The 24321-nt window shown below is 49.9% G+C and carries 25 protein-coding genes; 6 read left to right on the top strand and 19 right to left on the bottom strand.

What is annotated here, in order from left to right:
- Positions 1-71 precede the first annotated feature (71 nt).
- A complete protein-coding gene (locus ACZ5ZV_RS18030) occupies positions 72-428 on the top strand; it encodes a CidA/LrgA family protein (RefSeq protein ID WP_464118603.1) in 357 nt (118 codons plus the stop codon).
- On the top strand, positions 425-1105 hold the full coding sequence (locus ACZ5ZV_RS18025; protein ID WP_464118602.1) for an LrgB family protein: 681 nt from the start codon (positions 425-427) through the stop codon (positions 1103-1105). The genes ACZ5ZV_RS18030 and ACZ5ZV_RS18025 overlap by 4 nt, the downstream gene beginning before the upstream one ends.
- Here the strand turns inward: ACZ5ZV_RS18025 and hemH are convergent.
- The 9 genes from hemH to ACZ5ZV_RS17980 are packed head-to-tail and all read right to left on the bottom strand — an operon-like array spanning position 1102 to position 10919.
- On the bottom strand, positions 1102-2124 hold the full coding sequence (gene hemH / locus ACZ5ZV_RS18020; RefSeq protein WP_464118601.1) for a ferrochelatase: 1023 nt from the start codon (positions 2122-2124) through the stop codon (positions 1102-1104). The genes ACZ5ZV_RS18025 and hemH overlap by 4 nt on opposite strands.
- Positions 2117-3334, bottom strand: a complete 1218-nt coding sequence (locus ACZ5ZV_RS18015) for a protoporphyrinogen/coproporphyrinogen oxidase (protein WP_464118600.1) — start codon at positions 3332-3334, stop codon at positions 2117-2119. The genes hemH and ACZ5ZV_RS18015 overlap by 8 nt, the downstream gene beginning before the upstream one ends.
- A complete protein-coding gene (gene hemN / locus ACZ5ZV_RS18010; protein WP_464118599.1) occupies positions 3331-4680 on the bottom strand; it encodes an oxygen-independent coproporphyrinogen III oxidase in 1350 nt (449 codons plus the stop codon). The genes ACZ5ZV_RS18015 and hemN overlap by 4 nt, the downstream gene beginning before the upstream one ends.
- Positions 4677-5696, bottom strand: a complete 1020-nt coding sequence (locus ACZ5ZV_RS18005; RefSeq protein WP_464118598.1) for a uroporphyrinogen decarboxylase family protein — start codon at positions 5694-5696, stop codon at positions 4677-4679. The genes hemN and ACZ5ZV_RS18005 overlap by 4 nt, the downstream gene beginning before the upstream one ends.
- Positions 5693-6367 (bottom strand): response regulator transcription factor, encoded by a 675-nt coding sequence (locus tag ACZ5ZV_RS18000; protein ID WP_464118597.1) that lies wholly within the window; start codon positions 6365-6367, stop codon positions 5693-5695. Before ACZ5ZV_RS18000 ends, ACZ5ZV_RS18005 begins: the two co-directional genes overlap by 4 nt.
- The gene (locus ACZ5ZV_RS17995) at positions 6364-7239 is read right to left on the bottom strand and encodes a sensor histidine kinase (protein ID WP_464118596.1); all 876 of its coding nucleotides are present in this window, start codon (positions 7237-7239) and stop codon (positions 6364-6366) included. Before ACZ5ZV_RS17995 ends, ACZ5ZV_RS18000 begins: the two co-directional genes overlap by 4 nt.
- Before the next feature lies 1 nt (position 7240).
- Entirely contained in the window at positions 7241-8521 is a 1281-nt protein-coding gene (hemL, locus tag ACZ5ZV_RS17990) for a glutamate-1-semialdehyde 2,1-aminomutase (protein WP_464118595.1), read from the bottom strand.
- Positions 8509-10017, bottom strand: a complete 1509-nt coding sequence (gene hemC, locus ACZ5ZV_RS17985) for a hydroxymethylbilane synthase (RefSeq protein ID WP_464118594.1) — start codon at positions 10015-10017, stop codon at positions 8509-8511. The genes hemL and hemC overlap by 13 nt, the downstream gene beginning before the upstream one ends.
- Entirely contained in the window at positions 10008-10919 is a 912-nt protein-coding gene (locus ACZ5ZV_RS17980; RefSeq protein ID WP_464118593.1) for a Rossmann-fold NAD(P)-binding domain-containing protein, read from the bottom strand. The genes hemC and ACZ5ZV_RS17980 overlap by 10 nt, the downstream gene beginning before the upstream one ends.
- 123 nt (positions 10920-11042) lie before the next feature.
- On the opposite strand from ACZ5ZV_RS17980, the gene hemB reads away from it, so the two are divergent.
- A complete protein-coding gene (hemB, locus tag ACZ5ZV_RS17975; protein WP_464118592.1) occupies positions 11043-12029 on the top strand; it encodes a porphobilinogen synthase in 987 nt (328 codons plus the stop codon).
- 52 nt (positions 12030-12081) lie between these two features.
- Here hemB and ACZ5ZV_RS17970 read toward each other — a convergent pair whose 3' ends face one another.
- Positions 12082-12423, bottom strand: coding sequence for a hypothetical protein (locus tag ACZ5ZV_RS17970; protein WP_464118591.1), 342 nt, complete (start codon positions 12421-12423; stop codon positions 12082-12084).
- Positions 12424-12581: 158 nt separating this feature from the next.
- Positions 12582-13913: an ISL3 family transposase gene (locus ACZ5ZV_RS17965; protein ID WP_464117094.1), complete on the bottom strand. Its 1332-nt coding sequence runs from the start codon at positions 13911-13913 to the stop codon at positions 12582-12584.
- 44 nt (positions 13914-13957) lie between these two features.
- Between ACZ5ZV_RS17965 and ACZ5ZV_RS17960 the strand changes: the two genes are divergently transcribed.
- Positions 13958-14329, top strand: a complete 372-nt coding sequence (locus tag ACZ5ZV_RS17960) for a hypothetical protein (RefSeq protein ID WP_464117095.1) — start codon at positions 13958-13960, stop codon at positions 14327-14329.
- Between the two features lie 149 nt (positions 14330-14478).
- Here ACZ5ZV_RS17960 and ACZ5ZV_RS17955 read toward each other — a convergent pair whose 3' ends face one another.
- Genes ACZ5ZV_RS17955 through ACZ5ZV_RS17945 form a run of 3 tightly spaced genes read right to left on the bottom strand, consistent with a single transcriptional unit; the run spans position 14479 to position 17080 of the window.
- Positions 14479-15075, bottom strand: coding sequence for a hypothetical protein (locus ACZ5ZV_RS17955; RefSeq protein ID WP_464118590.1), 597 nt, complete (start codon positions 15073-15075; stop codon positions 14479-14481).
- Positions 15072-16100 carry a TolB family protein gene (locus ACZ5ZV_RS17950; protein WP_464118589.1) on the bottom strand — a complete coding sequence of 343 codons (1029 nt, stop codon included), beginning with the start codon at positions 16098-16100 and terminating at the stop codon, positions 15072-15074. Before ACZ5ZV_RS17950 ends, ACZ5ZV_RS17955 begins: the two co-directional genes overlap by 4 nt.
- Entirely contained in the window at positions 16097-17080 is a 984-nt protein-coding gene (locus ACZ5ZV_RS17945) for an A/G-specific adenine glycosylase (RefSeq protein WP_464118588.1), read from the bottom strand. Before ACZ5ZV_RS17945 ends, ACZ5ZV_RS17950 begins: the two co-directional genes overlap by 4 nt.
- A 122-nt stretch (positions 17081-17202) precedes the next feature.
- Between ACZ5ZV_RS17945 and speB the strand changes: the two genes are divergently transcribed.
- Positions 17203-18135 carry an agmatinase gene (speB, locus tag ACZ5ZV_RS17940; RefSeq protein ID WP_464118587.1) on the top strand — a complete coding sequence of 311 codons (933 nt, stop codon included), beginning with the start codon at positions 17203-17205 and terminating at the stop codon, positions 18133-18135.
- On the opposite strand, the gene ACZ5ZV_RS17935 is transcribed toward speB, so the two are convergent.
- On the bottom strand, positions 18136-18633 hold the full coding sequence (locus ACZ5ZV_RS17935) for a hypothetical protein (protein WP_464118586.1): 498 nt from the start codon (positions 18631-18633) through the stop codon (positions 18136-18138). It lies immediately after the preceding gene.
- A gap of 180 nt (positions 18634-18813) precedes the next feature.
- Here ACZ5ZV_RS17935 and ACZ5ZV_RS17930 point away from each other — a divergent pair, with 180 nt between their 5' ends.
- Positions 18814-19539 carry a substrate-binding periplasmic protein gene (locus ACZ5ZV_RS17930; protein WP_464118585.1) on the top strand — a complete coding sequence of 242 codons (726 nt, stop codon included), beginning with the start codon at positions 18814-18816 and terminating at the stop codon, positions 19537-19539.
- 40 nt (positions 19540-19579) lie between these two features.
- Here ACZ5ZV_RS17930 and ACZ5ZV_RS17925 read toward each other — a convergent pair whose 3' ends face one another.
- From ACZ5ZV_RS17925 to ACZ5ZV_RS17910, 4 genes are all read right to left on the bottom strand, one after another.
- A complete protein-coding gene (locus ACZ5ZV_RS17925; RefSeq protein ID WP_464118584.1) occupies positions 19580-20983 on the bottom strand; it encodes a sigma-54-dependent transcriptional regulator in 1404 nt (467 codons plus the stop codon).
- Between the two features lie 100 nt (positions 20984-21083).
- On the bottom strand, positions 21084-22940 hold the full coding sequence (locus tag ACZ5ZV_RS17920) for a sensor histidine kinase (protein ID WP_464118583.1): 1857 nt from the start codon (positions 22938-22940) through the stop codon (positions 21084-21086).
- On the bottom strand, positions 22928-23608 hold the full coding sequence (locus ACZ5ZV_RS17915; protein ID WP_464118582.1) for an HAD hydrolase-like protein: 681 nt from the start codon (positions 23606-23608) through the stop codon (positions 22928-22930). Before ACZ5ZV_RS17915 ends, ACZ5ZV_RS17920 begins: the two co-directional genes overlap by 13 nt.
- Positions 23608-24303, bottom strand: a complete 696-nt coding sequence (locus ACZ5ZV_RS17910; protein WP_464118581.1) for a M14 family murein peptide amidase A — start codon at positions 24301-24303, stop codon at positions 23608-23610. Before ACZ5ZV_RS17910 ends, ACZ5ZV_RS17915 begins: the two co-directional genes overlap by 1 nt.
- Positions 24304-24321: the final 18 nt, after the last annotated feature.

Below are 24321 nucleotides of genomic sequence, written 5' to 3'. Positions count from 1 at the left end.
CTGCAAATCGCAGACCCGGATACGACCTCGGCAGTTGTCTCAAAATGAGATAGTGGTATAGTGCGAAGATCATGATTTTAGCTTTATTGATCCTGCTTTCCTTCCAGCTATTAGGTGAAGCCGTTGTGCACTTCCTGAATCTTTTTATTCCCGGACCGGTTCTGGGGATGGTGTTCTTTTTTGTCGCTCTGGTGCTGAAACCGTCACTGAAGGACAAGGTGGAGTCTCTCAGTCGTTCTATTACGGCACACTTGGCGTTGTTTTTTGTTCCAGCCGGGGTCGGTGTCATAGATTACTTTGATCTTTTCGGGCGCTATGGTGTGGGCATGGTGGTGACGGTTTTGTTAAGCACGGTGATCACTTTGGGAGTGACAGCTATGATCTTTCACCAGTTGATGAAGGTTGGATCCAAAGGGGGCCCAGCATGATTGAGCTTCTGGCACTGATTGTGACCTTGGGTTTTTATCTGGTCGCCCGTCGTCTGAGCAGTTGGGGGAAAGATCATCCGTTGCTAAGTCCACCCGTGCTGACCATGCTCGCGGTGGTGCTGGTTCTGCTTGTCAGTAAAATTCCCTACAAAGACTATTTCCAGGCAGTACGACCGATTCATTTTATGTTGGGACCGGCGACCGTGGCCTTGGCGTTGCCGCTATACAATCAGCTGGAAAAGCTAAAAAAAGTACTGGCCCCTTTGATGGTGGCTTTGGTGATCGGTTCGACAGTGGGTATTTTAAGTGCGGTCTTTTTCGGTGCGCTGTTTGGGCTTCCGCATGAAGTATTGCTGGCGCTGACTCCGAAGTCCGTGACGACTCCGATTGCCATGGGTATTGCTGAAAAGATCGGAGGCGCCCCTTCGCTGGCCACCGTGTTTGTCATGATCACCGGGATTGCCGGAGCTATCATCGCAACGACCGTCATGAAGCTGGTGCGGGTGCAGGATCCGGTGGTGAAAGGATTTGCCATGGGCCTGGCCGCCCACGGTCTGGGAACTGTGCGTGCTTTTCAGATCAGCGAAATGGCGGGGGCTTTTGCCGGTCTTGCCATGGCATTGAATGGCCTGATGACGGCCATTCTGGTGCCACTGCTTTTATCTTTCATTCCTTAGACGGACTTTGTCGGCAGGTTCTGAATCAGCTTGGCGAAGCCTTGAACCCATTGTGGATTTTCATTCACACAAGGAACCAGATAGTAATTTTCACCGCCGAACTCGTGGAAGGTCTCTTGGCCTCCCATGCCGATTTCTTCCAATGTCTCGATACAATCGGCGACAAAGGATGGACAGATCACTGCGATATTCTTCTTACCTGTTTTCGCCAGTACTTCCAGACTGTGATCCGTTGCAGGCTTCAGCCACTCGGCTCGTCCCAAACGTGATTGGAAGGAAACGCTCCAGTGACTTGGTTGCAGATTCAGGGATTCTGCGATCTTGGTGGCAGAGGCAAAACACTGCGCCCGATAACAGTTTTTAGCGCAGGCATTCTTCTCAAAGCAGCAGTCCTCGGAGATCAGGCAGCCTTCAATTCTGCGAATGTGACTTTCCGGCAGACCATGGAAGGAAAACAGATAGTGATCGACTTCCTTGTCCTGTAAGGACTCGCGCGCAATTTCGACAGAGGGCTCGATAAAGGCGGGCTGGTCGAAGAAGGCCGGCAGTCGGCGCAGAGGGATCTTAATTCCCTGAGATTTGACCAGCTCATCGACAAGATTGAAGGAGCTTCCATTGGTGGCTTCCGCGTACTGCGGGAACATCGGAGCCACGATGATTTCATCAACTCTGGCATCCACCAGTTCCTGTAAAGCTGTTTCCACGGAAGGTTCACTGTAACGCAGACCGATTTTAACGACATAGTCATCGCCCAGATGTTTTTTCAGATCATTGGCAAAACGACGCGTGTAAACGGCAATTGGGGAGCCTTCGTCCATCCAGACTTTTTTGTAGTTTTCGGCAGAAAATGGGGCTCGGCGAGGCACGATCAGCAGGTTTACCAAAGGCCAGCGCAGCAGGAAGGGAAGATTGATCACCTCCTTATCCATCAAAAAGGCTGTCAGGTATTTCTTCACATCCTCGACTTCGTAAGAGCGAGGGCTTCCGATATTAATTAGCAAAAGACCTTTTTTACTCATGTTGACTCGCAATTTTTTCTGCAATGAGGTCACTGCGTTCTAAAATTTTACTTAATCCGATGCCACTTAGATAATTGCCATGCAGATGAAGATCCTGTGGCAGCTGCACTTGATCTAGATCAGCCAGGGATTCTTCCAGCTGCACATTGTAATAGGGAAGGGCATTCTTCCAGCGGTTGATGCGATAGTCCAGCAAACTGTCTTTTTGTCCCAGAATGCGGAGGCGTTCTTCCGCGATCAGTTTGAGCAGATCCGCATCACTCAGATCCAAAAGCTTTTCTTCTTTGGCGCCGCCCAGGATCCAGGTTTCGTTGTAAGTTTTGTCGCGGTCCTTAAAGATATAGGAATTCATCAGAACCCCCAGAGCTTTCAGATCAAAACCACGTGGGATCAGGCAGCCAAATCCTTTGAACTTGTCCTGGGCCTTTGCGAAGAACAAAGTCACACTCATCAATGACGACATCTGTATGCGCGAAAGAACCTGAGCCACACTGGGGTACCGAACCTTGGTCAGTTCGGCAGCGGCTTTGGCGGAAGTGGCCACCACAACAGGGCCCTGCAGGTTTTCCAGTTTGATGTTTGTATTCAGGTGGATGTTCACGCCCAATTCACGAAGGCGCTGCTCCAGATGATTCACCAAATCCTGCATGCCTCCCGGACCTGTCAGAAGACCTTGGTATTTTCCTTTTTTGGTTCGGGAGAAAATCGGCCCCAGAATCAGACTGGCGCTGAGGTCGGTGATTTCATTGCCATAGATGCCCTGCATGGCCGGTCCCAGAATAAATCGTGTGGGGGCTTTCCCCAGGTGACGCTCGCCCCAGGTTTGCAGGGTTTCCCCGGCCTGCGGCTTAAAGCCTTTTTTTCCCCGCAGAAAAACCTGTGGCAGAACCCGGGCCAGAGTCGCAAGGGTTTCAAACAAACTTAAAGGCCATGTTTTCGGTGAGCCACGGAACAAGAATCTTTTTTTAGAAGACTCCAAGGGCAGGCTGACCGGAACTCCCAGTTCTTTAAACAGCTCCTCTGATTTTTCGGTGCGGATCAGCGCATTGGCAGCGCGTTCAGCGATACCGTACTCCGTTTGATCGGTGCCCAAAAGGCCACCGACCCGATGGGCGGTTTCATAGAGTTCAACTTGAAAGCCTTTTTGGGCGAGTCTTAGCGAAACCGTCAGTCCCGCAAAGCCCGCGCCGATCACGTGCACTGTTCTCATATGGATTGAGAGAAGATCTTCGTTTGAGGTTGTTTGTTTTTCAAGCGCTCATCAAAAAAGACACAAGCGTTACGCAGGAAGGGGCGGCCTTCCTCTTTAACCAACAGCTTGTGATCTTTGACCTCGACCAGGGCATCCTTGATCATTTCAGCCAGGAATTCTTTGGACTTGGTTTCTTGTTCTTCATTGATGAATGACACCTCGAAGTTTGTCATCAGCTGAAGGATCTGCTCGCGGCGGACTTTGTCTTCGTCAGTCAGGATATGACCACGCAGGGTCGGCAGGCGCCCTTCATTCAGAGCGGCCTCATACAGTGGCAGAACCTTTTCATTCTGATGGAAGCTGTAAGGTGTTTCAGAAATAGAGGAAACACCCATGCCCAAAAGAACGTCGGTGCGTTGATCCGTGTAACCCATAAAGTTTCGATGCAAACGCTTTTCATTCATGGCGATGCAAAGATTGTCGGTTGGAAGAGCAAAGTGATCCATGCCGACTTCAACATATCCGCCGTCCAGCAGAATGCCGCGGGCGATTTCATAAAGTTCGCGCTTTTCAGCAGACTTTGGCAGATCTTCGTCTTTAAACAGACGCTGTGCGGGCTTGATCCACGGTACAAGCGCAAAGCTGTACAAGGCAATACGATCTGGTCTTAGTGCCACGGTTGCCTTGGCCGTTTCTGTGATGGATTCTGGAGTTTGTTTTGCCAGTCCATAGATCAAGTCAAAGTTTACGGAAGTGTAGCCCATATCGCGGGCTTCCTGAGTCAGCTTCTGAGTGATTTCCAGGGGCTGAATACGATTCACCAGGCGCTGAACTTCGGGGTGGAAATCCTGAACACCCATGCTGACACGGTTAAAGCCCAGCTCACGCAGTGCTTTAAGCTGCTCAACATTGGTTCGACGGGGATCCACTTCGATAGAGCCTTCAAAATCCTTTGTGTCAATTTTCACGCGGGACAAGATGGGCTTAAGTAACTGGGTCAAGGCTTCTGCAGAAAGGAATGTCGGAGTTCCGCCGCCCAGGTGAATGTGCTTTAGCGGCTTTTCCAGAAGCTCGGGAACACGATCCAGGTAAAGCTGCCATTCTTTCAGCACCATATCCACGTAAGGTGTTTCGCGTTTGTGGTCTTTGGTGATGATGTTATTGCATCCGCAGAAAGTGCAAAGACTTTCACAGAACGGGATGTGCAGATACAAAGACCAGCCGCCAGTGCCTTCCTTCAAGGTCGCGCGCAGATGCTGCACCCATTGGTCGGTGGTGGGGTTGGTTTCCCAGTAAGGCACTGTCGGGTAGGAAGTGTAACGGGGAGCCGGAACATCATATTTTGCTAAAAGATCTTTCATCATGACAACACCTCACGAACAGTATCTACGAGCAGCTTCACGTGCTTTTCCGGGGTCTTTGGCAAGACCCCGTGGCCTAGGCCGCAAACCCAGCCTGCGCGTTGTTCAATGCTCATGTCTTTCATTGGTTTCAAGAAGGTCTGAACGGCTTTTTTGAAATCGCTTTCTTCCATGAACAACAGGCTTTGATCGAAGTTTCCTTGCACAAAACCCTTATTCTGGATGTTGAAGCATTCAGGGATATAACAGCGGTGATCAAAGCCCTGCCCCGCCCAAGGAAGCGCGCGGAAGGCTTCGTCAAAGAACACGGCCTGGGTGCCTTTGGAATAGTAACCGATCTTGCCCGGGTAGTCCTGCGACAGACGAGTCAGAACCGGTTGGATCCATTCCTTAAAGAACAGAGGCGACACTTCGCCTGCGGCAGTGTCAAAGATCATCACGATCTCCACGCCGCCTTCCAGTTGCAGACGGATATTTTCTTTAAGCAATGGATACATCTTTTCCAGGAACTGCGGGAACATCGGAGCCAGTTTTTTAGACTGAATCAACGAGCCAGCGTGAGAACCTTCCACCGCATAAACGAACAGTGTCCAAGGACCGCCGACAAAGCCGATCAAACTTTTATTGGAAGGCAGAACGGCCCGTGTGGCCAGGACAGCTTCTTTTTGGAAGTGCATGAATTTGACCGCTTCTTCCACGCCACCAAGCTGACCCAGGGTTTCCGGGTTCAATTTGAAGCCCAGTTGCGGACCGTGATCCGTGTACTCCAGACCCATACCCAAAGCTTCCAAAGGGAACAGGATGTCGCTGAACAGGATGGAAACGTCAAAGTCAAACTCTGCCACCGGACCACGAGCGACTTCCGCTGCCAACTCGGGCTTTTTGCAAAGTTCATCAAAAGAATGATTCGCGCGCATGCCTTGATAGTGTTTGTGATAACGACCGGCCTGACGCATAAACCAGATAGGTGGCACCGCCTGAGGAGTTCTCTTAAGAGCGTTTTGGAATAATGGATTCATGTTGCCTCCTCTGTGGACCACTGATAGCCAACCCCGCGAACCGAACGGATGTGTTTTTCTCCGTCGTCGCCCAGAAGCTGGCGCAAGCGCACAATAATGTTGTCGATAGTTCTATGGCTGGGGTTTTTATCAACGCCCCAGATTTCATTCATAATTTCATCCCGGCTTAGCACGCGGGGTGATTTTTCAATCAAAAGCTGCAGAATCTTCAGATCCGTCACCGGCGGATATTCGATCTGTCCGGTTTTTTTTGTGACCGACATCTGCGTGAAGTTCACGGTGCAGGTCTCAAGCTGCAGTTCACGCGTCGGCGCATGGGCATCCAGAACGTGTTTCACGCGGATCAGAAGTTCTTTCAAATGGAACGGCTTGGGAATGTATTCTTCCGCGCCCAGCTCAAACCCCTTCAGACGGGATTCCGCATCGGCTTGAGCCGTCAAAAACAGGAACAGAATCGGAGAAGTCTGGCGGATCTTTGCCGCCAGTTCAAAGCCGCTGCCATCAGGCAGTCCCACATCCAGAATCGCCAGATCAAAATCCTTGGTCTTTGAGAACAAAGACCAGGCCTCTGAAAGATTTTTGGCCCAGGCGACATCATAGTCGCGCTTCAGGCGTTCGTTCAGAGTTTCACCCAGGGAAATATCGTCCTCGACCAGAAGAATTTTTCTCATGGCAAAGTTCCTTGCAGTTCGATGTGAGATATAAAGCCTTCATTTTCCTTGGACTCAAACCAGATATCGCCCTTCATCTTTTCCAGAAGGCGTTTGGTCAAAAGCAATCCGATACCGTTGCTGCGAACATCCTGCGACATCAGAATTTCAGAACCGAGTTTTTTTAGAATGCCCTTGAAGCCCAGTCCGTTGTCCTGCAAGGTCAGCTCAATACGACCTTCGCCATGCGGACGGACTTTGATTTTTACCGTAGTGGCTTTTCCATGCAAAACTGAGTTTTGCAGCAGATTGCGCAAGACACTCAGCAGGGCACGGCGATCGCCAAGGATTTTGGCTTCACGCTCAAGCTCCACAGTAAGTTCAGAAAACTCACTGCGCAGACTGGAAAGAAGTTCACTCAAGGAAACCTGCTCTTTTAAAAGAGTTCCGGCTTCCAGATTCGCCAGCAACAAGGAATTTTCAAGCTGCAAATCCAGGCGCTGGATATCCTGAATCAGGCGTTTCATGACGGGATGGGAAGTGGTGTTCAGATCCTCTTCCAAAACTTCGGCCTGCAGGCGCAGACGGGCGATGGAGGTCTTGATGTCATGACTGAAGGTCGAAAAGAAGAAACGCAGACGCTGGTGGCGCTTTTGATCACGGTACGTGAAGATCACCAGCGCAATGCCGCCAAACAAGATTGCTGCCAAAAGGATGGAGCCCTCCCACGCAAACATGCGATGGGAAAACCTCATCTCTTCCAGGGATGCATTTTCCGGACTGAGCTTGATCAGGAAGTAAATCCACCACCATCCCACCAGCGAGAACGTAAAGGCGAACCAGAGGATCGCCAATGCCGTCTTGATATGGGGTTTGATGAAGGATTTGGTCATGTTACTCTGCCGCCTCAATAATGATTTGCGCAGCCTGATCCAGAAGATCTTCGGAATGGGCCATGGACACGAAACCTACTTCGTAGGCGTTTGGTGCCAGATACACGCCGTTGTTCAGGGACTTCAGGAACAAGTTCTTGAAAGTGCCACCCTGGTTTTGCGGGATCTGATCAATAGAGCGGATCGGAGCCGGTGTTTGGCCATGAATCCAGAACAAAGAGGCCACCTGGCTGACTTCCAGGTTCAGTCCTTTTTTCGCAAAGCCGGCTTTCAAAGTCTGTGCGAACTTGTGAGTTCTTTTTTCAAGAACATTCCAGCCATCCAGACGCTGCATTTTTTTAAGCGTGGTCAGACCCGCGCGCATCCCAATCGGGTTCGCACTCAAGGTTCCGGCCTGATAAACATCACCACTTGGCGCCACCATGTTCATCAGTTCCGCTTTACCGCCGTAGCAACCCACAGGGAAGCCACCACCGATGATTTTACCGTAAGTCACAAGGTCAGGACGAATGCCGGTTTTTTCAACCATGCCACCCAAACCTACGCGGAAGCCCGAGATCACTTCATCGAAGATCAGCAAGCTGCCGTTTTTCTCGCACAATTCAGCCACTTTACGCAAAAACTCCGGACGCTGAACCAAAAGACCATAGTTCGCCGGAAGAGGTTCAATGATCACGGCGGCAATGTCTTTGCCTTGGGCTGCAAACACTTCCGCCAGTTTCACTTCATCATCCAACGGGGCCACGACGGTGTGTGCGGCCACTTCTGCCGGAATTCCCGCGCTGGAGGAAGCTGCTGTTCCGGCAAGACCGCTACCGGCTTTCACCAGCAAGTTGTCCACGTGACCGTGGTAACAGCCTTCAAACTTTAAAATCTTTGTGCGACCAGTTGCCGCACGTGCCACACGCAAGGCGCTCATCACGGCTTCTGTGCCGGAAGAAACAAAGCGCAGTTTTTCCATGAACGGCAAAGTGCTGGTGATCCATTCCGCAAGTTCCAGCGAATAAACTTCGGCGGCGCCGAACGTCCAAGCGGTGTCGACCATGCGGTGAACTTCTTCTTTTACCTCTGCATCCAAGTGACCCAGAATCAGCGGGCCAAAGCTTTGGCAGAAGTCGATATATTTTTTGTCTTCAACAGAAGTCAGGAAGGCCCCTTCGGCCTGTTTGAAAAACACAGGGGCGCGATCCAAACCTTTAAAGGAACGAACCGGAGAGTGAACGCCACCAGGGGCAACTTTAAGAGCGCGTTGGAATAATTCTTCCGATGTTACTTTGTGCATTGTTTTCTCCAGTCTTCCTGATCCAAAAATATATGTAAACGCTTGGGATCGTATGATTTTTTATTTTCCAAGTAAGTGCGGATCACCTGGTGGCTGTTGCCGGGGCCTGAAGCGTGGTGTTGGGAAAGAATTTCGGGATTCTCTTCAACCGCTTTCAGGAACTGACTGCCGCTGCTCCAGAAGAAGAACTTTTTACCCTGCAGGGAGTTCTTATCCTGTTGCGCTTTCAGGGTGTAGGTCGGAACCAGGGTTATGTTTGCTTGAGCAGAGTCATAACCGTCTTCGTGGCTCAGCTTGGCCCAGGTCAGTTTTTCACCGGCCAGGATGTCCAAACGGGCTTCTTCCTGCTCGCCAAGGCTTTCCGCACATCCGTGCACCCATATACCTTTTTGAGAGAGGTTTTTCCATGTTTTTAGACCCGCAGTCCACACAAAATCCGACCATTTCAAGTCAGCAGGCCAGGCTTCACTGCGTGCAACGAAAAGCCCTCTGGTGCCAGCTGGAATCTGGTAGGTTTTAAGCGCCTCCCGCTCGGCCGTGACGTCAGAAGACCACAGTTCGTCCGCAGCAAATTGAGGCGCAGGGGATTTTAACTCCAGCTCTCTTTTATCCAGCACCTGGCCTGCGTCCGTCAGGCCTTTCAGTAAGGTGATGCGACCATAAGGGCGGGAAAGCACGGCGATACCGATTTTTTGGTGGCAGCCGCCCCCGAAACTGGAAAGAACATCACGTTCTTTTTGGGCACAGTGGAATGTTTCGGGATCATGAATGGTTTTTAGAATATCCAGAAGATCTGTGCGGGTTTTTAAAACCTCCACAGCCAGGGCTCCTTGTGCTGCCGCATTCGGATTCACAGACAAAGGCAGCACCACCCAGTTCAGTTCCTTGAAGTACTGGCGCAGCTGCTGTTGTCCTTCCAGGAACTCGGGCAAAGAGGCGCTGAACAGGCGGTCAAAAGCGGCTTTGGCCACGATCAGGCCATCTGTTTCCGGTGATTCAATCAGCTTACGCACACGAGTCAGCATGTTGCCGCGCACACTTTCAAATTTGACCTGCTGAAGACCAAAGGGAAGATGTTCCTTGAAGAAACCCGTCAGGTTGTATTCACGGCGTGGCGAAGAGCTGAAAACATTCAATGTCTTGCTGCTTTTGATTTTGTCGAAGTGGGATTTTTTCACCAGCAACAGATCGCGCTGATCGGCGCGCGGCAAAGTCGCGGCAATCACAGTTTCAGATTTGTGTTCGGTCGGAAGGTCTTTCCACGAATGAACCACCAGATCGGTTTCGCCGCGCAAAAGCTCGCCGAAGAAGTCTTCAGTGAAGACGCCTTTTTCGGGAATTTTCCACAAAGGGTCTGTGAGGTTTTTATCCCCCAGAGATTCCCGGAAGCGGTATTCGATCTCGATGTCTGGATTTTTTTCTTTGAGAGCGTCTCCGACCATGTAGGCCTGAAGACGGGCCAGATCACTTTTCCTTGCGGAAATTCTTAAGCGCATATGTCGTCCCAACCAAGTGGGCGAAGCTCTGTCCTTTGTGTGAAGGCCAGGGCTCTTTCAAGAAGAGCGGCTTTAAGGGCCTCCAGTTTAGTTGTTGTATCTTTCTTGGTTTCCTCGATCTCCGCAAAGAATTTGTGAAGACCCATGAAAGCCACATGAGGGAATTGTGTCGCCACGATTTCAGCAAGACGGTTGTCCTCGCCGCGCAGATCATAGACCGCAGAAGGACGGGTGTCTTGTTTGATCATCAGCTCGACAATGCGCTCATCAGTAAGAGGTGCAGCAATTACCAAAGCTTCGCCGTGAATATAAGCATCATTGTAAGTGGAAACAGTCAGGTTGTCGTATTTGTCGGCGAAGACCTGCATTTTGGCAGGATCACGGCAGATCACCTGATTGGACTTCTTCAGGGCCAGCCACGGCAGGATTTCCTGAGCCAGGTGGCCGGAACCGCAGATGGTCACAGAGTCCATGTCTTTGGTGTAGCGACGCAAAAGACTGCCGTAGCTTTGTGAGCCCAGTCCCACAAGATGTTGGGCGCGGGTCTTTTTCACTTCAGCCATGACAAAGTTCAACCACTTCTGATGGTCACCGAAGAGAGGGTCTTGAGCTTGTTTGCGAGATTCGACAAAGAGTTTGAACTGGCCGAACACTTCCGTTTCACCAATGATCGGTGAATGCAGGCCGCACAGAATCTCAAGCAACAAGCTTAATGCGTTTTCGCCACGAAGAATGGTGTCTTCTGGTTCAATGATATCCGCATAGTTGTTCAGCTCCATTTCAGTGCAGAACAAAATCTTGCGCAGGCAGGTTTTAAAGATGGCGGCGTCTTGAAGTGAAGCCGAAAAACCTTCCGCGAAGTTTCTATTGGATTTTCTGTGAACGAGAAGTATATCTTCCATGTGTACGTTAGGTTTATCACTAACCTTTCATTAAAGTGTCATCGAAATGTCATGGACCCTGCGGAAATGAAGCCTAAAAAATAGGCAATGACTCAATATAAGACCCCAGGGTGGAGGCCATATATGAAGCTCACTCAAAGACCGAGACGAAATCGTAATACTGAAGCTTTGCGCCAAATGGTGGCGGAGACCGATTTAAGGGTTTCCCAGCTTGTTTTGCCGCTCTTTCTAGTCGATGGAAAGGGGGAACAGCAAGAGATTAAGACAATGCCGGGCATTTTCCGTCTGAGCCCCGACATGATTTTGAAAGAAGTATCCAAAGCTGTGGATTTAGGGGTTAAGACCTTCGATTTGTTCCCGGCACTTCCGGAAACGCAGAAGGACAAATACGGGACCGAGTCTTTGAATCCGAATGGTTTGGTGCCAACGACCTTGAAAATGATCCGCGACAAGTTCCCCGATGTGACATTGATCACGGATGTGGCATTGGATCCGTATTCCTCGGATGGTCATGATGGCGTTGTGGAAAATGGCAAAATCCTGAATGATGAAACAGTGGAGCTTCTGGCGAAGATGTCTGTGGTTCATGCGCGTGCCGGAGCGGACATCGTGTCGCCTTCAGACATGATGGATGGGCGTGTGGGGGCGATTCGAGAAGCCTTGGACAACGAAGGCTTTATCAACACCGGCATTCTTTCTTACTCTGTGAAATATGCTTCCTGCTTCTATGGTCCGTTCCGTGATGCTTTGGATTCGGCGCCGAAGTTTGGCGATAAAAAAACGTATCAAATGGATTATCGCAACACGCGTGAGGCTTTGCGTGAAATTGATCTGGATGTGGCCGAAGGCGCTGACATGGTGATGGTGAAACCGGCGCTCAGCTATTTGGATGTGATTGCGAAAGTCAAAGCGCACACCCATCTTCCGGTGGCGGCTTACAACGTCAGTGGTGAATACAGTTTGATCAAAGCCGGTCACAAAGCCGGGATCATGGATGAAACACGCGGAATGGTGGAAACGCTTTATTCTATCCGCCGTGCGGGGGCGGATGTGATCTTCACGTACTTTGCTCTGCCGATGGCCGAGTGGCTCAGAAAAAATCAGAACTAAAAAAACAAAAGGGAGTCGGAAGGACTCCCTTTCTTTTTTCGAGCTCCCGCTTTTATCGGCTGCAAGGAGCCATTTTAATGTCGTAAACCCGTATGCCCGTGTCGATCTGGGCAATGATGAGGGTTTTCGTGGCAAGCTCCAGGGTCCTGATGTCGGTCAGTGCAAAATCGCCTCTGTTTTTAATGGTCTTTTGAATGATCTGTTCAATTTCTTCCAGGGTCCCCATGTAGCAGATCTTATCCGTGAGAAGAACATTGGCAGGGATCTTCGTCGCTTGGTCGATAATCGTAATTTCGTTGTAGGCGCTGACGATAATAGCAGCGCGTTGTTTAGCCTGTGCGGCGGTGGCGAACATAAAGGGCAAAGCGGTCAGGAAAAGAAGTTTGCGCATCATGAAAGTCTCCTTGTGTTTTTGTTAAAGCAGTTAAAACAAGGGCTTGCGCGGTTTATGCCAGTTGAGAATGTGAGCATATTTGTACTGAAGGCGTGGCGCCTGTTTAAGCCTCACCGGGAGTGACACCTTTGGGCACTGCGGAAGGTGCCTCTCCGTTTTTACTGGGGGTGGGGGATATGCCAATGCCATCCAGTCGTATCAATATGAGACGAGTTAAGAAGCCCACAGCGTTGCAATATTTTGAGTTCAAAAGATTCTTGGTTGCTGTATCCATACCCCATTCTCTTTAGAACTTTGATTTTATTATTGATGCCCTCTGAGATGGCAGTGGTCAGGTTAGATTTAATATATGCCTGAATATTAAGCCTGTATTTTCGAATCTTCTGAGCAAATTGTTTGAACACTTTGATACCTGATTCTCGAACCAAGTAGTACCATTGCGCCAGAGATTTTCGGAAGTTTGGAAGTGTTTTTTCATCCAGAACTTTATGGAAATAATCAACGATCAACATTCCCGCATTGATGTTTGTATTGAGCATTTTTAATTTCCCAAGAAGGTTTTGTTCTTCGATGGACAAGTTGGGATTGCGTTCCATGAGGATAAATCTGCGCCCCCCTTCGAGCATCCCGGCTTGAAAGCTGTCATTTCTTTTTTTTGCCAGTCTAAACTCGTCTTTGCGGAGAGTATTAAATGTTTCATTAAGGTTCTGAACTAAATGAAATCTATCCACAGCAATCTCTGCATTAGGACATAGCTTGGAAACAGCTCTGAAATATCCAGCATTCATATCTAAGGCAAAATATATAATTTGGTCCCGAGTTTTCTTAGATAAAGTCTTGAGGCAATTTGCTAGAGCCATAGCATCTCGTCCGCCAGCTGTTGCAATGACTTTTGAGAGCTTAGAGCAGACAAGGCTGGTTATATATTGAGTGGTCCAGCGCTCAGAAAAGGGGCTATTCCTTTGAGTATTTACTATAGTTCTAAAGTGTACTTCGTCGGCACTCATGTGACTGACGTTGAGATCATCAGGGAGTTTGTAGAATTTCTTCATGTGCCTCATTCTCCACTGATCCAGATCCCACATGGTTTTGGAATTCGTGCGGAAATAGCGACTTGTAGCTTCGCAGGTAAGCTCTTCCATGAGAAGACCAGCAACCTCAGCCATAGCCAAAGTCATGTTTGAGAATTGAGGGTGAACTCCCTTCATAGGAGACATTCGAAGTTGCCCTGAACACATGTCGCAAACAGCGCGTAATCTACGATAGTGAACTATCACTTCTTTATAAGCCCCCAGAGGGGGAGCTTTTAGTTTGCGTATTCTGTAGTCTTTGACATTTTTTAAAGAAAATCCACAGCTCTCACAAACACAAGTATCTTTTTTTTGCTGCACCCATAATTCACATGTTAGAGTTGATTTGTCAGTTTTGAAAGACTGCAGTACAACGTCTTGCAGACCTATGGAATCAATGATGAGATCAGAGCAGTCCATCCTTGGAAGCCTCCATTAGTAAAAATTTTAGGGAGATTTTATCAATGAACTTTGAACTTGAAACAACACAGCGCACCGTATGGGAGCTTGCCGATCGAGTGGAGTTTTTAAATCGTATGCGGCCATTACTGAATATTAGTGATGCCGAGGCCGAAGAAATCAAAGAATTGCTTCAGGAAAGAGATTTTGACTACTTAGAGATCGCAGCTTATTTGGGCAAGCAAGAAGATCCAGATGCGGCCCTAGTTTTTAATGGGAAAAAAGATATTTACTGGGATATTTTTAACTCAAAAAAATCAAAAGAAATTATCAATAAGATAAGTGAATTAGCGCATCCTCTTACAAAGTTGTCCCACACAAGAGGCCTCACTCAAAGAGACTGGATGAAAAGACTTGAGGCGCTTGGTAGTTTTTAAAAGATTTAAGCGTCCCGGCAATCAAGGCCGAGGATCGAATCTTCGAAAAACAAAGGTCAGAATTACTTGCTCAAATCGAAGATCTGAGTTGCTAGCCTCTCACCCCCATTTAAAACGGGGAGCCGCGGAAGGTCTGTTTCTGAGGTGACTTATTGCTTTTGGGTCGGAGCGGGAGTCTCTGGTGCTGGTACGCTGGTGGCCGTCTTTTTTTCGTCTTCTTTGGACCAGGCAAAGGACTTCATGATCTGGTTGCAGTTCTTCAAAGACTCGCTAAAGGTGGCTTTGTCATCAAGGCAGGTCATCACAGCCACACGGTCATCATGCTTCAGAATCACCTGGCGGATTTGTTTGTTCTTCGAGCGTGACAACATGTCAACCACCAGCGCCGGACTGCCATTGAGTTCAAAGTTCTTGGCAGAGATCACCTCGAAACCATAGTTCGGGTAATCGCGCATCCATTTGCGTGTGTAAAGATCCAAAGAGGCATTCTTGGCGATTTTATCGGTGCGAATACTCAGAGTGCCTTTGCCGTTTTCCTTGGCAGCAAAGCGGACGGTGTCCAGAATGCTTTGTTCAGAGTTGGCTTGGGGCACCCAGGAGGTGCCCTCGGTTTTCAGCGTAAAGCCCTTATGCAGGAAATAAAGCCCTTTTTCCGGATTGGTCAAGGCCGAGGAGCTGGTCGCCGGGTAAGGTGCCGCCAGGGACATGACAGGAGTTAAAAAAAGAAAGGCAATAAAGGTCTTCACTCCTTGATGGTAGCTTGAGCAGGTGGTTCCAAGCAAGGGCCTAAATCAGATGGCAAAGTCACAATGTAAATTTGTTTCTTGTCCTGAAAATTACGCGTGAAGGCCAGGCGTTCGGTGGACTCATCGGACACGGTTGGGGCCGCTAACGAGTCATTTCCCTTAAAGACGACCTGTGTGCACTGCCTTTCAATGTCATAAACCTCAAGCTGGCTGTGCTTTTCTCCTTTGCGTACGATGCTATAGAAAAGACGCAGTGGGGGGCGGGGCGCAAAGAACAAATCGCGATATTCGCCCTCATTGGATTTCAGGACGGACGGGATTCTTTCTTTCAACTTGAAAAGCACCAGGCTTTCCTCGTGGGTCTTTAAGTTCTTTTCAACCCACGCGACCTGCTTGGTGTCCAGGGTCAATGCCGGGAAGCGCTTTTCCTTGTCTTTTTCCGCAGAGATCAGGCTGACCGGCAGATTCTTCAGGTCCAGTCGGTAAATCCCGGTCAGGCCACCTCGACGAGAGGTGAATAGGATGGCAGGCTTGCTGGGGTGAGGCAGGAAGTTGCTTTGACCGTCATAGCCAGGTTGTTGGGTCAGGCGCAAAATCTGTGTGCCATACAGGTCGCTCATGTACAGATCTGACGGAGGAACTTCTTTGTCGAAGTTTTTGTTCAGCAGGGGGCTTTCCTTGATTTCATCAGTGGTTGAAGAATACAGAATTTCAAAAGGACTGATGTAGATCGCATCGAAGGCATCGCCATCAGAAAACGTGATTCTGCGTTCTTTGTTCTTCACCAGATCCATTTCGTAAATCTGCGAGCCCTTGTGGCTGTTGCGCTGACGGCTGCTGTAAAGCAGTTTGCCGCCATCATCGGAAAATCGCGGATGATTGTTGTCGCCCAGGAAAGTGATCTGTTTGGAACCCTTGGCCAGCAGGTAATCCGGAGTCAGAACATCTTTGGTCACACTGAGGTGGGAGCACCCCACGGAAAGAAAACAAAGAGCCCCGATCGCCTGACTGAACCACAACTTCATATCTCAACCTTGTGCAATACTTTCTGGAGTAGTGAAGAAGGATTCACCTTCTTCAGTTCTTTCAAATTCACCCACTGCAGATTTTTACCTGCCAAGGACTTCTTCTGGGTGATTTGAATAAAGATATCATGATGGGTAATGTTGTGTTTGGCATCATAGGCTTTGGGCTTGTTTTTTTCCATGCTGATTTCCCCGGGGAAAATCAACTGTCCCTTCAGGAATGGAGCATAGTCATTCTGTACCAAAGCCACCTTATGGTCTTTGATCGCGACCAGGGGCTTCCAGACCCAGACCTCGGATTCTTTGCGTGGCTTTTTCAGTGGTAACTTGTCCACCAGATTTTTTTCCCGGGACACACAGCTGGCAGCCCAAGGACACAGCATGCAAGTCACCTTTTGTGGTGTGCAGACAGTCGCTCCGAGCTCCATCAGGGCCTGATTGACCACGTCGGCTTGTCCTAACAGGGAAAGCTGATCAGAGATCTTTTGCAGTTGATCACGTCCCTTACCACTCCACCATTCCAGTTTTAATCCATATCGCCGGGACAGCACACGAATGACGTTGCCGTCCAGAACGCCGACCTTTTCACCAAAAGCAATGCTGGCAACCGCACGGGATGTGTAGGGTCCGAAGCCGGGCAGTTGCAAAAGCTCTGCTGCGGATTGTGGAAAGCCTTTTTCGGCCAAAGCTTTGGCGGCTTTGTGCAGGTTGCGCGCGCGCGAGTAATAACCAAGACCCGCCCAGGCTTCCAGAACTTCACTTTCCGGAGCTGCTGCCAGATCCTGAACGGTGGGAAACTTTGTTAGAAATTTCTCAAAATAAGGGATCACGGCAACCACGGTGGTTTGTTGCAACATCACTTCAGATAGCCAGATTCGATAAGGATTTTTATTTTCCCGCCAAGGCAGGGCGCGATGATTCTTTTTGTACCACTGGGTCAGTTGCTTGTGATCTGTCTTGTAATCGTATGGGGCCGTCATGCGCGGTAATTTAGTCGTCGGGTCATGGCAGAGTCAATGCTGGCCCCAAAACGGGGGAGCGTCATTGCCCAACTCCGGCCTGAGGGGTAGGATAAGACTTACTTTCGATGGAGGAGTTCATCATGGAATACAAACCTCTCAGCGGGCGTGAGTTCCCGCGTTTTTCTGCAATTAAAACTTTCTTCAGATTGCCTTATGTCTCTGTGGATGCTGACTACGAGGTGGGTATCTTTGGCATTCCCTATGACGGGGGAGTTTCTTATCGTCCCGGCGGGCGCTTTGCTCCGGCCAAGGTGCGCGAGGTTTCCAGTTTGGGACGTGGTTTCCATATGACCCGTATGGAAAATTTCTTTGAAAAGCTCAAGGTTGCGGACATCGGGGATTGCCCGACAGTTCCTATTGATCAGCATCAGACTTACGAGCGTATTGAAAAGTTTGTGGGTGAAGTATTAAGTCACAACAAACGCTTCCTGGCCGTGGGAGGAGATCATTCCACGACACTTCCGGTGCTGCGAGCTTTGCGCAAAAAGTACGGTCAACCTCTGGCATTCATTCACTTTGATGCCCACCTGGATACTTATCCGGCGGCCTGGGGGCAGGAATATCATCACGGTGCCTTTGCCCGTCATGCGGTTGAAGAAGGGTTGGTCGATCCTAAAAAAATGGTTCAAATCGGAATTCGTGGCCCTTTGGCGGGCGGGGATGATCTGGACTTTGTGAACAAGCACGGCATCCGTGTCATCACAGTGGATGAAATTCGCAATCAGCCCCTGAATGACTTCCTGCGCACACTGCCGGCGTTTGATGAAACGCCGACCTATATTAGCTACGACATTGATAACTTGGATCCAAGTTGCGCTCCGGGAACGGGGACTCCGGTTCCGGGTGGTCTGACCACCTATGAAGTGCAACGGATTTTCCGTGCTTTGAAAATCCCGAACCTGGTGGGTGGCGACGTGGTGGAAATTTCACCTCCGTTTGATCATGCCGACATCACAGCTTTGGCCGGCATGGACGCCCTGTTTGAGATGTTGCACCTGTTTCAGAAGAAGTAACTAATTGCGTTCGCCGTGGGATATCACCAGAATTTGTGACCTGTTGATGTTCACGGCGATAAAACTGACGGCATTCACGCTGGGAAACCAGTAAGTGTCGGGGTCCACCCAAAAATGCTCCAACCCCTGTTTGAGCTGTAGCAAGAACCAGTGATTTTTGGCTCTTGTTTTTTCCATGATCATTCGATCTGCAGGATCTTCATAGCGATTGATTTGATGATTCATGGAACTCATCAGAGCCTCGACCAGCAGGGGCCAGGAAGCTTGCTGCAGACGCCAGTCGTTGAGGTCCTTGAGTTCCTCCAAATCCTGAAATAAGGCTTGTGTTGAGCTTTGATAGAGTTCAAAACGCAGACAGGCAAAATCCGGAAAAGATTCTTCGACGCGGTCACATTCTGCTCGTAAGGCCATTTGATCAGGAGTTGGCGGGATCTCAGTCAACGCCCAGGCCTGTGCGGAAAAACTCAAGATAAATACAATTATATTCACAGATCTCATAAACACCTCGATGTCTTGCGTGTGCAAGGCAGGATCCCTGCGTGAAAGTTTTGAGAGGCCATTTTCAAGATAGGCCCTGTCCGAGGATTGGATTTGCAGACAAAAACACTGACGACAACTTGAGAAATTCTCTATTTTTCATAATTTGAAAGTTCCGGGCAGGGTTGTTAGGATGGGCACATGAGACTAATTATATTTTTGTTTTGTCTGTGTTCGACGGCGGTCGCTCAAGAGGTCTCCACCCCGAAGCCTTTGGTGATGGGCGTTCCTTTTCAAGTGAAACGGGTCAAAGCCATCATGGAGTTCCAGGATTTTATAAGTCAGGCCTTGGCGGATGCGGGCTACAGCGTTGTTATTCAGAACACTCCAGCGCAAAGACCGTATGAGCTTCTCATTGAAGGCAAACTGGATGCGATTCTTTATGATGACAAATCCTTCTCGGAACAAAGGGATCAGACGGTCTCGCTATCCTTTCCTCTGATGCAAACCAGCGGACGAGCCTTCTATCGGGGATCCGACGCGAAGTTTCGAGAGGATCAGCTGAAGGCAGTTAAGGGCGGCATTTCGATCAACAATCATGCTCTGGTGCTGGAGGCCACTCGCCGACGTTTGAAGTTTATCCATACGACGAACCCCATGCAAAGCGTGGCCCTGCTAGTGGATGGAAAAATTGATTACTTTCTGGCGATTCGGGAAGTGGGACTGAGTGCGATAGAGGCCTATCCAGCGGCAAAGGGAAAGGTGGTTATGGGGAAGAAAGACTTTTTGACGCTGCCTTTGTTTCTGACCTTTCATAAAAAGCTGAAGCCGGACCTTCCAAGGATCGAAGCCTCGGTTCGGAAAGCGCTGGCGGGGGATCTAAGCAAATATCCGCTGATTCGGGATAATCTGAACAAGAGCCCTTAAAAAGAAAAAACCCGCTGCAGGAACAGCGGGTTTTGTTTTTTTAAGTCGGGGTGACTTCGTTTGGAGGAGTCAGGCCTTTCTTTTTGATCTTCTCCACCAAAGTGGTGCGGTTCAGTCTTAGCAGGGCCGCCGCCTGGTTGCGATTCCAGCCGGTCTTTTCCAGGGCTTTCAGAATCAGCGCGTTTTCATAAGCATCGACTGCCGAGTTGAAGTCCATGCCCGCGTCGGGGATCTCCAGGCCTCCGACTTCCGCTGAAGCCGTCTTGCCGGATTTATATTTCAAAGGAAGATCAGATATGTCCACCTGGCCCTGACCTTTCAGGATGGTCATGCGTTCAACCAGATTTTCCAGTTCACGGATATTTCCAGGCCAAGGATAGTTCACAAGGCAGTCCAAAGCATCGGACGTGATGCCTGTCAGGCCACGGCCTTTGGATTTATTGAAGATATCCATGAAATGATTCAGAAGCATCGGGATGTCACTCTTACGTTCGCGCAAAGCTGGAACAGTGATGGGAATGACGTTCAGGCGATAGAACAGGTCCTCACGGAACCGCCCATTTTCAACAGCCTCTTCCAGATTCAAGTTTGTCGCTGCGATCACGCGGACATTGACGGTGACAGTTTTGGTGGACCCCACCGGCTCGAAACTGCGCTCTTGCAAGGCGCGCAACAGCTTTACCTGCAAGGACGGTTCAAGATCGCCAATTTCATCCAGGAAGATCGTTCCGCCGTCAGCCATTTCAAAGCGACCCACGCGGTTGGCAATGGCCCCGGTGAAGGCACCTTTCATATGTCCGAAAAGTTCACTTTCCAAAAGTTCAGACGGAATCGCGCCGCAGTTGATCGGAACAAAAGGTCCTTGCGCGCGCGGAGAATTGTAATGAATCGCGCGGGCAATCAATTCTTTACCGGTTCCGGATTCCCCGGTGACCAGTACTGTGGAATCTGAATCCGCTACACGCTCGATCATGCGCAGAACATTCTGGATTTGATCACTGCTGCCGATGATCTGGTCGAATTTGTATTTCTTGTTCAGCTCAGAACGCAGCTGCTGGTTTTCCTGCTGCAGTTTTTTGTGAGTCAGAGCTTTTTCGATCAAGCTCATCAGCTCTTCCAAATTGAAAGGCTTGGTCACGAAGTGGAAGGCCCCTTTTTGAGTCGCACGAATCGCAGACTCAATAGTGGCGTGACCGGTCAGGATGATCACTTCCGTGGAAGGGGTCAGGGATTTCAGGTAAGTCATGAACTCGATGCCATCGCCATCCGGCAGATTCAAATCGACAATGGCCAAATCCACCGGGGTGTCACCCTGGCACAGAACTTTGGCTTCTTCGATTTTGTTGGCAGTGATGACATTCAGGCCTTTGCGATCCAGCACTCTGAACAGAGCTGTGCGGAGCGAGGATTCGTCATCTAATATAAGCACACGTTGATTACGCATGAACCTTCCTTCCATGGTGGGTCCCAGCTGAATTTTCAGCTAGATTTAGGATAGGGGGTTTTTGACGGTACTGTCAAAAAATCCGCGCCTGGTAAGGCTTTCAGGACCTCAAAACTGGACGGGGGAAGGAAATTTTTGCCATATAAGGCTGGCCTAGAGCCGAGGAAAATTCGAGCTCGGCCTCGTGATCCCGCAGAATCTGTGATGCCACGGAAACTCCTAAGCCCATAGGAAGACTTGGATTTTTATCGGTAGGACCATTGTCTTTGATTAAAATAACGGCAGAATCCGCTTCGACATTGATTTCAATGTCGAGAAAAGCTCGAAATCCTTTTTCCTGGCGGATTCTATCTGTCAGGCGGTCGATGGAGTTTTGCAGGACATTCTTCAAAGCCTGCGCCAACAAATTTAAATGTCCTCTGACAGAAACATCGTCTGCCGGGAAGTGCAGCTTCACTTCAATACCTTGGGACTTCGTTTGCAGCTCGACAATTTTTAGGGCTCGCAAACAGATTTCTTTCACGCTGACTTCGCCTTCTCGATCGGCATTTGGATCGCGAGTGAAACCCAAAAGATTTTGCACGATCTCTTTGCAGCGTTGAACGCCGGCCTCCATTTCCACGACATCAGGATACAGAGGATGCTGCGGGTCCATGTCCATTTTGATCAGCTGGGTGAAGGAAAGAATGCCCCCCAGAGGATTGTTCAGTTCGTGTGCGATGCTGGAACCGATGGTTCCCAGCTCTGCCATTTTTGCAGACTCCAGGATCTGTCGCTCCATTTTCAGTTGCTGGGTGATGTCGTGGTAAAGATTCACAAACACCGGTGGCTTTTCGGAGTCCAGTAGCAAACTTTGCGAATAGACCTCAAAGGTGCGCGGGGAGGAACTGCGTGACTGAACGCGGAAGTTACTGCCGCGCTGACATCCGGGGCAGGGCTCGTCACGGTTGTAAAGGACCTTGAAGCACTTGCGTGAAGTTTCCTGGTGCGGCTGTTCTGCCAGTCGTTCTTCCAGAGCCTTGTTGGACTGAATGATGTCGTAGTTCGTATCAATCAACACAACCGGATCGGACATGGAATTAAACGTGGCCTCCCACTGTTCTTTCAGGGACTCGGATTCTTTCAGTTTCTGAATACGATCCAGTGCCAAAGCCACGGCTTCGGCGACACGGTTCAGGAAGTCACTTTCCTCGCGGGAAAAGGGATGATCCTGTGCCCGCAGGAAAAAGATCGAACCAACCTTTTCGTGCTGACGGAAGAGAGGCACCTGGTACTGGGTAAAGCTCAGCTGGCTTTGTACCTGATTGGCAAAAAGTTCGTCCTGTGGATGAAAGAACAGACGAATCCATGAAGTCTGAACCGTCGCTGCCAAAGAATCATTCAAGAGTTGTTCGATTTCCACCACTGAGCTGGCTTCATGCACCGCCATCAGGGCACGTTTGAAGCCTTCGATACGGGAGTTCGTCATAAAGAGTTTGCGGCGGGCTTCCGTCAGGAACTTGGTTCTTTTTTGAACACGTTCTTCCAGTTCAATTTGCAGGCGTTTTAGTTGCGATGTCTGTTCGCGTATCAAAAGAGCCAGATTTTCATCCTGCTTGCGCTGATTGGCCTCTTCCAGGGCGGAAAACAAATGTTGTTCCAGATCAGCATCCTGAAAGCTTTCCATCACGCGTAGGAACGAGTATTCCTCGTGCAGCAAGGCCAGTTGGTTGGCGGAAAAATCCGCCGGCACCACGGCGATAAACTGGGTTGCGGGATGGGCGCGTTTTATTTCGTCGTAGAACTCGCGAAACTTCTTTCCCAAAATCAATGTCACGGACAGGGCGACCACGTCATAGGTGGAATCCTGAATCCAGTGCCAGGCCTGGTTTAAGTCCGTGGCAATGTGAGCACCCAGCTCTTGCAGGCGTGGATCCCAGGGGCCAATTAACAAAAATCCGGCCTTTAAAGTCCGCATGTGGCGATCAAATCCTTATGGTGGGAAACGGTGAAATCCGGATGGTCCTCAGGGTATTGCGGTTTTTCGCCGACGTGCTCTCCATAGGCGAAGTAGCAGGTGTCAGCACCAATGCGCTTGCCGTCACGGATCTCGCTGGACAATCGGTTGCCGATGCTAAGCAGATGTTTGGGGTCGTGCCCCTGTTTGCGAACGATGTCGCGGAAGGCGCTGTCTTTTTTCTCGCCCAGAAAACCGTTCAAAATATAGATTCCGTCGAAGAACGGGGCGATGTTCAGGGCCTTGATCTTTTTTTCCTGGGAAGGGATCGAACCGACCGTCACCAGAAACAGTTTGTAGTTGGACTTCAAAGTCTTCAGATTTTCCAGCGCGCCTGCCATCAGCGGCAGGGATTCTGGAACCTGAGGGTTGTAGAATTCTTCCAGAGCATCGTGCACGGCTTTACCCTGTTGGTTGGTGCCAAAGCGATTGACGATGCGGGTGAAGATTTCCGTGTGAGAAAGCTCAGTGGCCAGTTCGGCGCGCGCCTGCATGCATTCATCCAAAGTACAGCGCAAGCCTGCCGCCAGCATGGCCTCGCATGCACGTCGGGACGCCATCGGAACCAGCAGGCCCGAGGTGTCCAAAAGAGTGTCATCCAAATCAAATGCGAGGCTTTTGTATTTCATCAAGAATTCCGTCCTGTGATCAGCATCTGGAGGCCCGTTCTAAAGTGAGGCCATACCAGATTCAGATCGATATTTTCCTGCTCTTCGATGCACACAACCGGTGTTTGTTTTTCCAGCCAGCCGTACTGTCCCAGACTGCCAGGGGTCGGGTAGCCAATGTCTTCGCGGGCTTCATAGCCCGTGCCGGTTGCAAGAATCTCCGCTGCTATTTTTCCGGGTTGGCCCGTGTAAACAACGCAAGGCTCCCACGAATGAAAGTGTACTATAAGCTGTGGCTTTTCGTCCTCAATGAGTTTTACCAATGCCTGAACTTCCTTTTCACTCCCGGGCGAAGGGCCAGGGTAATATCGAGGGGCCTTGGCTTCCGGGCTCCAGTCTCGGCAGGGGAAGTTGCGATTCAGGTCCACGCCATTGGCATTGGTGCGCTGATTTTGCGCGTAGCCGTCCGGGTTGATGCAGGGAATGAGAATCCAGGGGCGGATTTCCGCACTGCGGGTGGCTTCAGCCTGTTTCAGCCATTGCAGAAATTCTTCGGCCAGGCGGACACCCTCGGGTTCATCACCGTGAACACCGCCAACGAAGAGCACAGGACGTTCGGAAAAACCACTGAGACTGTGTGTTTTTTTATACAGCTCAATCGGCGTTCCCCGAATTGTTGTGGCCCAAGAAGTTTGATGAAAAATTTCTGCTTGCATGAGACAATTAAGCCTGTT

It is taken from the genome of Bdellovibrio sp. HAGR004, from assembly GCF_055397015.1.
Note: the sequence above shows the minus strand (reverse complement) of the source record. Positions and strands in the feature narration are given on the sequence as shown.